This window comes from Micromonospora sp. HUAS YX12 (assembly GCF_040215685.1).
Lineage (GTDB): Bacteria > Actinomycetota > Actinomycetes > Mycobacteriales > Micromonosporaceae > Micromonospora > Micromonospora tulbaghiae.
The window spans coordinates 5,735,043-5,748,446 of the sequence record NZ_CP157974.1; the positions used below are offsets into that span (position 1 = coordinate 5,735,043).

The window sequence follows — 13,404 nt, forward strand, 5'->3', positions numbered from 1 at the left end:
TGCACGAACGGCTTTCAACAGGGTGTTGACAACAGGTCGTTCTCGGGTGTGGGATGGACGGCATGGTCACCGTGGACAACGACCCGTTCACCGCTCCGGATGCTGCCCAGGCCCGGGCCCACCGCAACTACGCGGCACTGCTGCGGATCGCCGAGCGGCACGCGGGCACCAACTCCCGCCGCAGGCGTTATGCCCACCCCGACGTGCCCGACGCCTACGAGGCGGCCACGCTGGTGATGGCGCTCGCCGGTGGCGCCGAGCTGGACGAGGGTGAGGAGCCCGTCGACCAGGCCGACCTGATGGCCGCGCTGACGCTGATCCCGCACGTGCGGGCCGAGGTGGACGCGCTGGAGGCCGGACTGTTGCAGGTGGCCCGCGGGCGGGGCATGACCTGGCAGGCGATCGCCTTCGGGCTGGGGCTGGGCAGCGCCCAGGCGGCCCGGCAGCGCTACGAGCGGCTCACCGTCCGCACCGGCACCGGCGACTGACCGGCGGCCGGGCGAAGCGGGCTGTCACAGCGGCGGGCGAGACTGTGCCGGACGACGGCACGGGAGGACGCGATGACGCGCGAGAAGATGCTGGCCTACTGCCTGGCCAAGCCGGGAGCCTGGCTGGACCGGCCCTGGGAGGGCGACGAGGTGGTGAAGGTGGGCAGCCGCATCTTCGCGTTCCTCGGCTCCCCGGAGGGTGAGGCGCGGCTCGGGGTGAAGTGCGGGCCGTCCCGGGAGGTGGCCGACGAGTGGCTGCACCGGTTCCCGGCCGACGCGCGCCCCTCCCCCTACATCGGCCGGTCGGGCTGGAACACGCTGCGGCTCGAAGGCGGCATCCCCGACGACGAGCTGGTCGAGGCGGTCGACGGGTCGTACGACGCGGTGGTGGCCAAGCTGCCGAAACGCGAGCGCCCCACCGGCTGACCGACGCCAAGCGCTACCCGCAGATCTTGGTACGAAAGCGCCACTATGGGGGCCATTTCGTACCAAGATCTCGGGGCTGGTCCGGGGCGGACGCCTGCCCCGGGCCAGCCGTGACGCTCAGCGGGGGACGACCCGCTCGGCGGCCCACTCCCGCCAGCCGGTCAGCTTGTCCGCCGCGGCGGCGAGCTGATCGGCGACCGGACCGGGGCCGGTGGAGCCGGGCGTGATGCGGGCGGCCAGCGCCGAGCGCACCGAGAGCACGTCGCGCACCGACGGGTCCAGGTGCTCGCTCACCGCTGCCAGGTCGGCGTCGGACACCTCGTCCAGCGCACAGTCGCGGGCCGCGCAGAGCGCCACCAGCCTGCCGGTGATCTCGTGTGCGTCGCGGAACGGCACGTTGCGCCGGACCAGCCAGTCGGCGACCTCGGTGGCCAGCGAGAAGCCCGACGGCGCGGCGGCCACGAGGCGGTCCACCCGGACCGTCATCGTGGAGATCATCCCGGCCAGCGCGGGCAGCAGCAGCTCCAGCGTGTCGACCGCGTCGAACGCCGGCTCCTTGTCCTCCTGCATGTCCCGGTCGTACGTCATGGGCAGGCCCTTGAGCATGGTGAGCACGCTCATCAGGCCGCCGACCAGGCGGCCGGACTTGCCCCGGGCCAGCTCGGCGATGTCCGCGTTCTTCTTCTGCGGCATGATCGACGAGCCGGTGGCGAAGGCGTCGTCCAGCTCGACCCAGCCGAACTCCTGCGACGTCCAGAGCACCACCTCCTCGCCGAGACGGGACAGGTGCACGCCGATCATGGCGGTGACGAACAGGAACTCGGCCACGAAGTCGCGGTCCGCGACCGCGTCCATCGAGTTGGCGAACGAGGTGCGGAAGCCCAGCTCCTTGGCGACCGCCACCGGGTCCAGCGGCAGCCCCGAGCCGGCCAGCGCGCCCGCGCCGAGCGGGCTGATCGCGGTCCGCTCGTCCCAGTCGCGCATCCGTTCCAGGTCGCGCAGCAGCGGCTGCACGTGGGCCAGCAGCCAGTGCCCGAACGTCACCGGCTGGGCGTGCTGGAGGTGGGTCATGCCCGGCGCGGCGGTGTCCACGTGCCGCTCCGCCTGCTCGACGAGGGCCTCGGCCAGCTCGACCAGCCGGGCCGCCACGCCGCGGGCGTGGTCGCGCAGGTAGAGCCGCAGGTCGGTGGCGACCTGGTCGTTGCGGGACCGGCCGGCGCGCAGCTTGCCGCCGAGGCTGCCGAGCCGTTCCAGCAGGCCGCGCTCCAGCGCGGTGTGCACGTCCTCGTCGTCGACGGTCGGGCGGAACGCGCCGGAGGCGCACGCCGCCTCCAGGTCGTCCAGCGCGGCCAGCATCCGGCCCAGTTCGTCCGGGTCGAGCAGGCCGGCGCCGGCGAGGACCCGGGCGTGCGCGCGGGAACCGGCGATGTCGTACGGGGCGAGACGCCAGTCGAACTGGACGCTCACCGACAGCCGCGCGAGCGCCTCGGCGGGACCGCCGGCGAACCGGCCGCCCCAGAGGCTCGTCCGGTTGGCGGGGGCGCTGTTCTCGGTCAGGCTCTTGTCGTCCACCCCACCCATTGTGGTGCCCACCATCAGGCCCCTCCCATCCGGGCGTCCCGTTGCGCGGCCATCTTGCTGGGCAGTCCCCACAGTTGTACGAATCCCTTCGCCAGCGACTGGTCGAACGTGTCGCCGGTGTCGTAGGTGGCCAGGCCGAAGTCGTAGAGGCTCGCCTCGGAGCGCCGGCCGGTCACCACCGCCCGGCCGCCGTGCAGGCGCAGCCGTACCTCGCCTGTGACGTGCCGCTGGGCGTCGTCGATGAACGCGTCCAGCGACCGCTTCAGCGGCGAGAACCAGAGCCCGTCGTAGACCAGTTCGCCCCAGCGCTGGTCGACGCCGCGCTTGAACCGGGCCAGGTCCCGCTCGACGGTGACCGCCTCCAGCTCCTGGTGGGCGGTGATCAGGGCGAGCGCACCGGGCGCCTCGTACACCTCGCGGCTCTTGATGCCGACCAGCCGGTCCTCGACCATGTCGAGCCGGCCCACGCCGTGCGCCCCGGCCCGCCGGTTCAGCTCCCGGATCGCCTGGTACGGGGTGACCGTCTCGCCGTCGATCGCGACCGGGACGCCGCCGTCGAACGTGATCACCACGTCGTCCGGGTCGCGTTCCGAGGCCGGGTCCTCGGTGTACGCGTAGAGGTCCTCGACCGGGGCGTTCCAGATGTCCTCCAGGAAACCGGTCTCCACGGCCCGGCCCCACAGGTTCTGGTCGATCGAGTACGGCGACTTCGCCGACACGTCGATCGGCAGCCCTTTCTCCTCGGCGAACGCGATCGCCTTGTCCCGGGTCCAGGCGAAGTCCCGGGCCGGGGCGACGACCGTCAGGTCGGGCGCGAGCGCGGCCAGGCCGGCCTCGAACCGGACCTGGTCGTTGCCCTTGCCGGTGCAGCCGTGCGACACGATCGTGCCGCCGTGGGCACGCGCCGCCGCGACCAGGTGCTTGACGATCAGCGGCCGGGACAGCGCGGACACCAGCGGATAGCGGTCCATGTAGAGGGCGTTGGCCCGAATCGCCGGCAGGCAGTAGTCGGCGGCGAACTCGTCGCGGGCGTCGACCACCTCGGACTCGACGGCGCCGCAGTCGAGCGCGCGCTGCCGGATCACCGTCATGTCCTCGCCGCCCTGGCCGACGTCGACAGCGACCGCGATCACCTCCGCGCCGGTCCGCTCGGCCAGGTACGGGATGGCGACCGAGGTGTCCAGGCCCCCGGAGTACGCCAGCACGACCCGCTCGGTCACGAGGTGCCCCCTTCGACTGTGTCGTCCCGGCCGGCCCAGGCGGCGAGCCGCTCACCCAGCGCGGCCCCGCCGTCGGCCTCGCGGGCCACGACGAGGATGGTGTCGTCGCCGGCGATGGTGCCGACGATCTCGGACAGGCCCGCCCGGTCCAGCGCGCTGGCGAGGTAATGGGCCGCACCCGGCGGGGTACGCAGCACCGCGATGTTGCCGCTGGAGTCGACGCCGTTGAGCAGCTCACGCAGCAGCCGGACCAGCCGGGCCGGCGCGCCCTCGGCGTCGCGCAGCGGCCGGTGCCCGTCCTCCGGGATCAGGTAGACGCCCCGCCCGTCGCCGCCGCGCGCGGTCACCGCTCCCAGTTCCTTCAGGTCGCGCGACAGCGTGGCCTGGGTGACCTGGATGCCGTCCCCGGCGAGCAGGTCGGCCAGCTCGGTCTGCGAGTGGATGGGGGTGTCGCGGATCAGCTCGACGATGCGGGCGTGCCGCGCGGCGCGGGTCAGCGGAGCGGTCATGCGGATTCCTCCAGGAGAAACGTCAGCAGCGCCTTCTGGGCGTGCAGCCGATTCTCCGCCTGGTCGAACACCGCGCTGTGCGGGCCGTCGAGCGCCTCGTCGGTGATCTCCTCGCCCCGGTGGGCGGGCAGGCAGTGCAGCACGATCACGTCGGCGTCGGCGTGGCCGAGCAGCGCGGCGTTGACCTGGTACGGCAGGAACGGCGTGATCCGGTCCAGCCCGTCGGACTCCTGCCCCATCGACGTCCAGGTGTCGGTGGCGACGACGTGCGCACCGCGTACCGCCTCGGCCGGGTCGGTGAGCAGCTGCACCGAACCGCCGGTGGTGGCGGCGATCTTCTCGGCGCGGGCCACGATCTCCGGGTCCGGCTGGAACCCGGCCGGGCCGGCGATCCGCACGTGCATCCCGGCGGTCGCGCCGGCCAGCAGGTACGAGTGGGCCACGTTGTTCGCCGCGTCGCCCACGTACGTGAGGATCCGCCCGGCGGTGCCGCCGAAGCGTTCCCGCACGGTGAGCAGGTCGGCCAGCAGCTGGCAGGGGTGGTACGTGTCGGTGAGCGCGTTGACCACCGGCACCGTGGCGTGCGCGGCGACCTCGGCGATCCGGTCGTCGCCGTGGGTGCGCAGCACGATCGCGGCGACGTAGCGGGACAGCACCCGGCCGGCGTCGCCGAGCGTCTCGCCCCGGCCGAAGTGGGTGACCTGGGTGTCCACCACGAGCGGGTGCCCGCCCAGTTCGGCGATGCCCACGTCGAAGGAGATCCGGGTCCGCAGGCTCTGCTTGTCGAACAGCACCGCCACCGACTTCGGCCCGGCCAGGGGCTGGTGCGCGTACCGGTCGGCCTTCATCCGGGCGGCGAGGTCGAGCACGGCGGCCTGCTCGGCGGGCGTGAGGTCGTCGTCGCGCAGGAAGTGGCGGATCATGCGGGAGCCTCCGTCGGGGTCGTGGCGTCGGGCGCGGTGGTGCCGGCGGGCGCGGTGGTGCCGGCGGGAAGGCCGGGCGCGGCGGCCTGGGCGGGCGCGGCGGTGCCGGTGGGAACGGCGGCGGACAGCGCGGCCGGCAGCGCGGCGAGGAACGCGTCGGCCTGCGCCGCGGTGAGGATCAGCGGCGGGGCGAGCCGGACCACGTCCGGCTGCACCGGGTTGACCAGGAAGCCCGCCTCGCGCAGCGCCGCCGCGGCCGCACCGGAGACCGGCCGGTCGAGCACGATGCCGAGCAGCAGCCCGGCGCCGCGCACCTCGCGTACCAGCGGGTGCCCGAGCGCCTCGACGCCGCGCCGCAGCCGCTCGCCGACGCGCTTGACGTGGTCGAGCAGGCCCTCGTGCGCGATCGTGGAGACGACCGCGAGCGCGGCGGCGCAGCTGACCGGGTTGCCGCCGAACGTGGTGCCGTGCGAGCCGGGGGTGAGCAGGTCGGCGGCCCGGCCGAAGGCCAGGCAGGCGCCCAGCGGCAGGCCGCCGCCGAGGCCCTTGGCGAGCGTGATCACGTCCGGCTCGACGCCCTCGGCCTGGTGGGCGAACCAGTGGCCGGTCCGGCCGACGCCGGTCTGCACCTCGTCGAGCACCAGCAGCGCGCCGTGCGCGGCGGTGATCCGCCGGGCCGCGGCCACGTAGCCGGGCGGCGGGACGACCACGCCGTTCTCGCCCTGGATCGGCTCGATGATCAGCATGGCGGTGTCGTCGGTGACCGCCTCGGCCAGCGCGTCGGCGTCGCCGAACGGCACGTGGGTCACGTCGCCGGGCAGCGGGCGGAACGGGTCGGCCTTGGCGGGCTGCCCGGTCAGCGCCAGCGCGCCCATGGTCCGGCCGTGGAAGCCACCGTGGGTGGCGACCACGTGCCGGCGGCCGGTGAGCCGGGACAGCTTGAACGCGGCCTCGTTGGCCTCCGCCCCGGAGTTGGCGAAGAACACCCGGCCCGGGCGGCCGGCCAGCGCCAGCAGCAGCTCGGCCAGCGCCACCGGCGGCTCGGCGACGAACAGGTTCGACACGTGCCCGAGCGTCGCGACCTGCTTGCTGACGGCGGCCACCACTGCCGGGTGGGCGTGGCCGAGCGCGTTGACGGCGATGCCGCCGAGCAGGTCGACGTACTCCCGGCCGGTCTCGTCGACCACGACGGCGCCGGAGCCGGAGACGAGCGCCAGCGGCGGCGTGCCGTAGTTGTCCATCATGGTGGCGTTCCACCGCTGCACCAGCGTGCTCATGAGTCGATCACCATGGTTCCGAAGCCCTCCGACGTGAACACTTCCAGCAGCGTGGAGTGGGCGACCCGGCCGTCGACGACGTGCGCGGCGGGCACTCCCCCGCGCACCGCCCGCAGGCAGGCCTCCATCTTCGGGACCATGCCCGACTCCAGGGACGGCAGCAGCTTCGCCAGGTCGTCCGCGGTGATCTCGCTGACCAGGCTGGACGTGTCCGGCCAGTCGGCGTACAGGCCGGGCACGTCGGTCAGCACGACCAGCTTGCGGGCGTCCAGCGCGATCGCCAGCGCGGCGGCGGCGGTGTCCGCGTTGAGGTTGTGCAGCACCCCGTCGGCGTCCGGCGCGACGGTCGAGATGACCGGGATCCGGCCGGCCTCGATCAGGTCGGTCACAGCCGAGACGTTGACCGACTCCACGTCACCGACCTGCCCCACGTCGACCGGTTCCCCGTCCACGTACGCGGAACGGCGCACGGCGGTGAACAGCCCGGCGTCCTCACCGGAGAGGCCGACCGCGTACGGGCCGTGCGCGTTGATCAGGCCGACCAGTTCCCGGCCGACCTGACCGACGAGCACCATCCGGACCACGTCCATCGCCTCCGGGGTGGTGACCCGCAGGCCGCCGCGGAACTCGCTGGCGATGCCGAGCCGGCCGAGCATGGCGGAGATCTGCGGGCCGCCGCCGTGCACCACGACCGGCTTCAGGCCCGCGTAGCGCAGGAACACCATGTCGGCGGCGAACGCCCGCTGGAGTTCGGGGTCGACCATGGCGTTGCCGCCGTACTTGACGACGACCGTGGCGCCGGAGAAACGGGCCAGCCAGGGCAGCGCCTCGATCAGCGTGGCGGCCTTGGCCTGGGCCCGGGTGAGGTCAGCGGAGAGGTTCATGTGGAATAGGCCGAGTTCTCGTGGACGTACGCGTGGGACAGGTCGTTGGTCCAGATGGTGGCCGCGTCGGCGCCGGCGTGCAGGTCGATCCGGACCGTCACGTCGCGGCCGGTGAGGTCCACCTTGGCGCGGTCCTCGGCGGCGGCGCCGCCCCGGCACACCCAGATGCCGTTGACCGCGACGTCCACGCCGTCCGGCTCGAACACGGCGGCGGTGGTGCCGACCGCGGCGAGGATCCGGCCCCAGTTCGGGTCGTTGCCGAACAGCGCGGTCTTCACCAGGTTGTTGCGGGCCACCGTGCGGCCCACCTCGACCGCGTCGTCCTCGCTCGCCGCGCCGACCACCTCGATCGCGACCTCCTTGGTCGCGCCCTCCGCGTCGGCCAGGAGCTGCTGGGCCAGCTCGTGGCAGGCGGCGGTGACCGCGGCGGTCAGCTCGGCCTCGGTCGGCTCGATCCCGGAGGCGCCGCTGGCCAGCAGCAGCACCGTGTCGTTCGTGGACATGCAGCCGTCGGAGTCGATCCGGTCGAACGTGACCCGGGTGGCGGCGCGCAGCGCGGCGTCCAGGGCGTCCGGCCCGGCCACCGCGTCGGTGGTGAGCACGCAGAGCATGGTGGCCATGGCCGGGGCGAGCATGCCCGCGCCCTTGGCCATGCCGCCGACGGTCCAGCCCGTACCCTGCGCCACTGTCGTCTTGGGCCGGGTGTCGGTGGTCATGATCGCTTCGGCGGCGGCCGGGCCGCCGTCGCGGGACAGGCCGCGCGCCGCCTCGCGTACGCCGGGAAGCAGTTTGTCCATCGGCAGCCGCTCGCCGATCAGGCCGGTCGAGCACACCGCGACCTCGCCCGCGCCGACGATCAGCCGGGCGTTGGCCGCGGTGATCGCGGCGGCGGTGTGCTCGGCGGTGGCGTGGGTGTCCTGGAAGCCGGCCGGTCCGGTGCAGGCGTTCGCGCCGCCGGAGTTGAGCACCACGGCGCGCACGACGCCGCCGTGCACGACCTGCTGGCTCCACAGCACCGGCGCGGCCTTGACCCGGTTGGCGGTGAAGACACCGGCCACGCCGGCGTCCGGGCCGTCGTTGATCACGAGGGCGACGTCGGCGGCGCCGGAGGACTTCAGTCCGGCCGCGACACCTGCGGCGCGGAACCCACGGGGGACGGTGACGCTCACGGGGCCACTCCAAACACGGACAGACCGGTGGTCTCCGGGAGACCCACCATCAGGTTGGCGTTCTGCACGGCCTGGCCGGCCGCGCCCTTGCCGAGGTTGTCGATCGCGCTGACCACGATCACCCGCCCCGAGTCGACGTCCACAGTCGCCTGGAGGTGGCAGGAGTTCGAGCCGGCGGTGGCGGCGGTGTGCGGCCACGCCCCCTCGGGCAGTACGTGCACGAACGGCGCGTCGGCGTACGCGGCGGCCAGCACCGCACGCGGGTCGGCGTCGCCGGTGGGCACGGCGGTGACGGTGGCCAGGATCCCCCGGGGCATCGGCGCGAGCACCGGGGTGAAGGAGAGCCCGGTCGCGGCGGTGGCCTGCTTGATCTCCGGCACGTGCTGGTGCGCGCCCACCTTGTAGGGCGTCAGGTCGCCCATCACCTCGCTGCCGAGCAGGTGGGCCTTGGCGGCCCGGCCCGCGCCGGAGGTGCCGGAGGCGGCGACCACCACCACGTCGTCGGGGCGTACCGCGCCGGCCGCGATCAGCGGGGCCAGCGCCAGCGTGGTCGCCACCGCGTAGCAGCCGGTGCTGGCGACCCGCGTCGCGGCGGCGATCTCGGCCCGCTGCCCGGGCAGCTCGGGCAGACCGTAGGTCCAGGCGCCGGCGTGCTCCCCGCCGTAGTAACGGGACCAGGCGCCGGCGTCGCGCAGCCGGTGGTCCGCGCCGAGGTCGACCACCTTGGCGGTGTCGGGCAGCGCCGCGGCGAGCGCCGCGGACTGCCCGTGCGGCAGGGCCAGGAAGACCAGGTCCGCGTCGGCAAGGGTCGCCGGTTCGGTCGCGGCGAACACCAAATCCAGGCCGGCCAGGTGCGGGTGTACGGCGGTGACGGGCTGACCGGCCTGGCTGTGCGCGGTGGCGGCGATCAGCTCGAACTCGGGGTGACCGGCGAGCAGGCGCAGCAGTTCGCCCCCGGCGTATCCACTCGCCCCGGCCACGGCAACCCGAATGCCCATACCCACCTCCGCATGACTATGCAATGGAGGTTACCCGCCGGGGCCACGCCACCGCAAGGTCATACGGCGCATTGCATAGCCATGAGATGACGTTCACCAGCGGCTCGCGTGGGCCGGCGTGTTAAAAGGGGCCCCCTCCTCTACCGGAGGCGTTAAGAGGGGGCCCCTCCTTTCGCGTCAGGCGCCGCGCAGGGTGGCGCCGAAGCGCTCGGCGGCGACGGCGACCGCCGCGTCGCGCGCGGCCACCGCCTCCTCGCCCGCGAGAGTCCGGTCCGGGGCGCGGAACGTCAGCTTGTACGCCAGCGACTTGCGTCCCTCGCCGAGCTGCTCGGAGGTGTAGACGTCGAACAGGCGCACGTCCTCCAGCAGCGGCCCCGCCCCCTCGACGAGCGCGGCCCGCACCTCGGCGGCCGGCACCGAGTCGTCCACCACCAGCGCCACGTCGATCAGGGCCGGCGGGAACGTGGAGATGGTCGGGCCGGCCGCCAGCGGAGCGGCGGGCAGCGCGTCCAGGTCCAGTTCCATGGCGCTGGTACGCCGGGGCAGCTCCAGCGCGGCCAGCACAGCCGGGTGCAGCTCACCGGCGTGGCCGACGACCACGTCGTCCACCACCAGTTCGGCGCAGCGGCCCGGGTGCCAGGGCGCCCGCTCGCCGGCCCGTACCGTCACCCGGTCGGCGGGGATCCCGGCGGCGTCGAGCACCACCCGGCCCGCCTCGACCGCGTCCGCCCAGCCGGCCGAGCGGCCCGCGCCCCACCAGCCGGCCGGTTCGATCTCGCCGGTGAGCGCCACCGCGACGTGCCGGGGCTGGGCGGGCACCACCGCGTCGGCGGCGGCGAACTCCTCGTCGGTGGGCCGCCGGTCCACGCCCATCGCGGGCGGGGCGCCGGCGCCGGGACGCGGGTGGAAGACCGTGCCGATCTCGTAGATCGCCACGTCCCGCTGACCCCGGCCGACGTTGCGCTTGACGATGCCGAGCAGCGGGCCGAGCAGCATGGTGCGCAGCAGCGGCTCCTCCTCCGACAGCGGGTTCGCCAGCCGTACCGCGGGGCGGCGCGGGTCGTCGGCGGGCAGGCCGAGCTGGTCGGCCAGCTCCGGCGCGACGAACGGCTGCGCCAGCACCTCGACGTAGCCGCGCTCCGCGAGCGAGCGGGCGACGGCCCGGCGGCGCCGCTGCTGCCAGGTCAGCCCCCGGCCGGGCGGCGCGGTGGGCAGCACCGACGGCACGCGGTCGTAGCCGTCGAGGCGTACCACCTCCTCCACCAGGTCCGCCGGGTCGGTCAGGTCGGGCCGCCAGCTCGGCGGCGTCACGGTCAGCACCTCACCAGCCCCGGCGGCAGAACCGCCACCGGCGGCCGTGCCGACGGCGCCCGGGTCCTCGGCGAGCCGGTCGGCGCCCCGGGCGATGGTGCAGCCGACCTGCTCCAGCAGCTCCACCACCCGGTCCGGCGAGTAGGTCACACCCACACGCCGCGACGGCAGGTCCACCGGCAGCGTCACGGGCGTACGCGGCGCGACGTGGTCGATGTCGAGCACCTCCTCGCCGGCCGTGCCGCCGGCCAGGTCGGTGAGCAGCCGGACCGCCTTCTCCAGCGCGACGGGCGGCAGCGCCGGGTCGACACCGCGCTCCCACCGCTTGGCGGCCTCGCTGAACAGCTTGTGCCGTCGCGCGGTACGGCCGACGGTGGCCGGATCCCAGTGCGCCGCCTCGAACAGCACGTTCGTGGTGGACGCGAGCACCTCGCTGGTCTCGCCGCCCATCACCGCGGCCAGCGAGATCGGACCGGTGTCGTCGCAGATGACCAGGTCCTCGGCGGACAGGGTGCGGCTCACGCCGTCCAGCGTGGTCAGCTTCTCCCCCGCCTCGGCGCGGCGCACCACGAGCGTCCCGGCGATCCGGTCCGCGTCGAAGGCGTGCATCGGCTGGCCGAGTTCGAGCATCAGGTAGTTGGTGATGTCGACGGCCAGCGAGATGCTGCGCACCCCGGCCACCGTGAGGCGCTGCCGCATCCAGCCGGGCGTCTCGACCGTCGGGTCGATGCCGCGCACCATCCGCGCCGCGAACCGGTCGCAGCCGACCGGGTCGCGGACCTCCACCGGATACGCCGGCTCGGCGGTCGCGCCGGGCGCGGGCGCGTCGGCCGGGTCGCGGAACGGCACGCCGAGCGCGTGCGACAGCTCCCGGGCGATACCGCGCACGCTCAGCGCGTACCCCCGGTCCGGGGTGATCTCCATCTCGACCACGACGTCGTCCAGGCCGACGACGGGCCGGGCGTCGTCGCCGGGCTGGGCCTTGACGTCCTCGGGCAGCACGATGATGCCCGAATGGTCGTCGCCCAGCCCCAGCTCCTGCGCCGAGCAGATCATGCCGTGGGAGTTGCGCCCGTACGTCTTGCGCGCGCCGATGGCGAACCCGCCGGGCAGCACGCTGCCGGGGAGGATCACCACGACCTTGTCGCCCTGGGCGAAGTTGCGCGCCCCGCAGACGATCTCCTGCGGCTCGCCGGTGCCGTTCGCGGCGCCGACGTCCACCCGGCAGAAGCGGATCGGCTTCTTGAAGCCGGTCAGCTCCTCGATCTCCAGGACCTCGCCGACGACCAGCGGGCCGGTGACGGACTCGCGCAGGTCCACCACGGACTCGACCTCGATGCCGAGGTCGACCAGCGCCTGCTCCAGGTCGCCGGTGGGCAGGTCGGCCGGCAGGTCCACGTACTCCCGCAGCCAACTGACAGAGACTCGCATGACTGTTAAACCACCGTTCCCGTAGCTCAGGCGCCGAACGCGCGGGTGAACCGCACGTCGCCCTCGGCCATGTCCCGCATGTCACTGACGCCGTGCCGGACCATCACGGTCCGGTCGATGCCCATGCCGAACGCGAATCCGGAGTAGACCTCCGGGTCGATGCCGCAGGCGCGCAGCACCCGCGGGTTGACCATGCCGCAGCCGCCCCACTCGACCCACTGCGGACCGTCCCGGTGCTCCGGGAACCAGACGTCGAACTCCGCCGACGGCTCGGTGAACGGGAAGTAGTGCGGCCGCCAGCGCGTCTTCGCGCCCTCGCCGAACATGGCCCGGGCGAAGTGGTCGAGCGTGCCGCGCAGGTGCGCCATGGTGATGCCCTTGTCCACCACCAGACCCTCGACCTGGTGGAACACCGGCGCGTGGGTGGCGTCCAGCTCGTCGGTGCGGTAGACCCGGCCGGGCACCACCACGTAGATGGGCGGCTTGCGGCTGAGCATCGTGCGCGCCTGCACCGGCGAGGTGTGGGTGCGCAGCACGAGGCCACTGCCCTGGGGGGCGATGTGGAACGTGTCCATCAGGCCGCGCGCCGGGTGGTCGGCCGGGATGTTCAGCGCGTCGAAGTTGGTCCACTCCAGCTCGACCTCGGGGCCCTCGGCCACCTCGTAGCCCATGCCGATGAACAGGTCGCTGATCTGCTCCATCAGCACGCTCAGCGGATGGCGGGCGCCGCGCGGCCGGCGGTCGTACGGCAGGGTCACGTCGACCCGTTCCTCGACCAGCACCCGCGCGGCCCGTTCCCGGTCCAGGATCTCCTGCCGGGCGGCGTACGCGGACTCGATGGCCCGGCGGGCCTCGTTGACCCGCTTGCCGGCGTCGGCCTTCGCGGCCGGCGGCAGCGCGCCGATCTCCCGGCGGGCCAGCGACACCGGGGACCGGTCACCGAGGTGCGCGGGGCGCAGCGCGGCGAGCGCGTCCGGGTCGGCGGCCCCGGCGAACGCCTTCTCGGCGTCGGCCACTGCTCCGGCCAGGGCGTCCGGGTCGAGCAGGGCGACCTGCTTCGGGTCGTACGGATCGTTGCGGTAGCTCATGGTGAACGGGCACTCCCTCACGGCGGCGCCGACCCTCGCGGGTGGCTAGGCGAGTCTACGGACGCGCGGCTTCGCCGCAGCCCGCCGGTGGGGAGTCGT

Annotated in this window: 12 protein-coding genes; 2 read left to right on the forward strand and 10 right to left on the reverse strand. The window is 74.0% G+C overall.

Translation table 11 applies throughout. From position 1 onward, the window contains the following. Positions 1-62: 62 nt before the first annotated feature. Positions 63-488, forward strand: a complete 426-nt coding sequence (locus ABIH81_RS27230) for a hypothetical protein (protein ID WP_013285554.1) — start codon at positions 63-65, stop codon at positions 486-488. A 72-nt stretch (positions 489-560) separates the two neighbouring features. Next, positions 561-914, forward strand: coding sequence for an MmcQ/YjbR family DNA-binding protein (locus ABIH81_RS27235; RefSeq protein WP_349877765.1), 354 nt, complete (start codon positions 561-563; stop codon positions 912-914). Positions 915-1,031: 117 nt separating this feature from the next. Here the strand turns inward: ABIH81_RS27235 and argH are convergent, their stop codons facing one another. The 10 genes from argH to pheS all read right to left on the reverse strand — a co-directional run bounded on the left by argH (position 1,032) and on the right by pheS (position 13,305). Then, positions 1,032-2,495 carry an argininosuccinate lyase gene (argH, locus tag ABIH81_RS27240; RefSeq protein WP_349881214.1) on the reverse strand — a complete coding sequence of 488 codons (1,464 nt, stop codon included), beginning with the start codon at positions 2,493-2,495 and terminating at the stop codon, positions 1,032-1,034. A gap of 14 nt (positions 2,496-2,509) precedes the next feature. After that, the gene (locus ABIH81_RS27245; protein ID WP_349877766.1) at positions 2,510-3,715 is read right to left on the reverse strand and encodes an argininosuccinate synthase; all 1,206 of its coding nucleotides are present in this window, start codon (positions 3,713-3,715) and stop codon (positions 2,510-2,512) included. Then, positions 3,712-4,224, reverse strand: coding sequence for an arginine repressor (locus ABIH81_RS27250; protein WP_349877767.1), 513 nt, complete (start codon positions 4,222-4,224; stop codon positions 3,712-3,714). Before ABIH81_RS27250 ends, ABIH81_RS27245 begins: the two co-directional genes overlap by 4 nt. Beyond that, a complete protein-coding gene (argF, locus tag ABIH81_RS27255) occupies positions 4,221-5,147 on the reverse strand; it encodes an ornithine carbamoyltransferase (protein WP_349877768.1) in 927 nt (308 codons plus the stop codon). Before argF ends, ABIH81_RS27250 begins: the two co-directional genes overlap by 4 nt. Beyond that, on the reverse strand, positions 5,144-6,424 hold the full coding sequence (locus tag ABIH81_RS27260) for an acetylornithine transaminase (protein ID WP_349877769.1): 1,281 nt from the start codon (positions 6,422-6,424) through the stop codon (positions 5,144-5,146). The genes argF and ABIH81_RS27260 overlap by 4 nt, the downstream gene beginning before the upstream one ends. Continuing rightward, complete coding sequence (gene argB / locus ABIH81_RS27265) at positions 6,421-7,308, reverse strand: acetylglutamate kinase (protein WP_349877770.1); 888 nt, start codon at positions 7,306-7,308, stop codon at positions 6,421-6,423. Before argB ends, ABIH81_RS27260 begins: the two co-directional genes overlap by 4 nt. Further along, entirely contained in the window at positions 7,305-8,477 is a 1,173-nt protein-coding gene (gene argJ, locus ABIH81_RS27270) for a bifunctional glutamate N-acetyltransferase/amino-acid acetyltransferase ArgJ (protein ID WP_349877771.1), read from the reverse strand. Before argJ ends, argB begins: the two co-directional genes overlap by 4 nt. Next, positions 8,474-9,475 carry an N-acetyl-gamma-glutamyl-phosphate reductase gene (gene argC, locus ABIH81_RS27275; RefSeq protein ID WP_349877772.1) on the reverse strand — a complete coding sequence of 334 codons (1,002 nt, stop codon included), beginning with the start codon at positions 9,473-9,475 and terminating at the stop codon, positions 8,474-8,476. Before argC ends, argJ begins: the two co-directional genes overlap by 4 nt. Before the next feature lie 177 nt (positions 9,476-9,652). After that, on the reverse strand, positions 9,653-12,217 hold the full coding sequence (locus ABIH81_RS27280; RefSeq protein ID WP_349877773.1) for a phenylalanine--tRNA ligase subunit beta: 2,565 nt from the start codon (positions 12,215-12,217) through the stop codon (positions 9,653-9,655). A gap of 26 nt (positions 12,218-12,243) precedes the next feature. Beyond that, positions 12,244-13,305, reverse strand: a complete 1,062-nt coding sequence (gene pheS / locus ABIH81_RS27285; protein ID WP_030502471.1) for a phenylalanine--tRNA ligase subunit alpha — start codon at positions 13,303-13,305, stop codon at positions 12,244-12,246. Between the last annotated feature and the right edge of the window lie 99 nt (positions 13,306-13,404).

Excerpts from the sequence above, each read along its gene's own strand:
- argB (WP_349877770.1), bottom strand. The coding sequence starts at position 7,308 with ATGAACCTCTCCGCTGACCTCACCCGGGCCCAGGCCAAGGCCGCCACG.
- ABIH81_RS27250 (WP_349877767.1), bottom strand. The coding sequence starts at position 4,224 with ATGACCGCTCCGCTGACCCGCGCCGCGCGGCACGCCCGCATCGTCGAG.
- argC (WP_349877772.1), bottom strand. The coding sequence starts at position 9,475 with ATGGGCATTCGGGTTGCCGTGGCCGGGGCGAGTGGATACGCCGGGGGC.
- ABIH81_RS27280 (WP_349877773.1), bottom strand. The coding sequence starts at position 12,217 with ATGCGAGTCTCTGTCAGTTGGCTGCGGGAGTACGTGGACCTGCCGGCC.
- pheS (WP_030502471.1), bottom strand. The coding sequence starts at position 13,305 with ATGAGCTACCGCAACGATCCGTACGACCCGAAGCAGGTCGCCCTGCTC.
- argH (WP_349881214.1), bottom strand. The coding sequence starts at position 2,495 with ATGGGTGGGGTGGACGACAAGAGCCTGACCGAGAACAGCGCCCCCGCC.
- ABIH81_RS27230 (WP_013285554.1), top strand. The coding sequence starts at position 63 with ATGGTCACCGTGGACAACGACCCGTTCACCGCTCCGGATGCTGCCCAG.
- argF (WP_349877768.1), bottom strand. The coding sequence starts at position 5,147 with ATGATCCGCCACTTCCTGCGCGACGACGACCTCACGCCCGCCGAGCAG.
- ABIH81_RS27235 (WP_349877765.1), top strand. The coding sequence starts at position 561 with ATGACGCGCGAGAAGATGCTGGCCTACTGCCTGGCCAAGCCGGGAGCC.
- ABIH81_RS27260 (WP_349877769.1), bottom strand. The coding sequence starts at position 6,424 with ATGAGCACGCTGGTGCAGCGGTGGAACGCCACCATGATGGACAACTAC.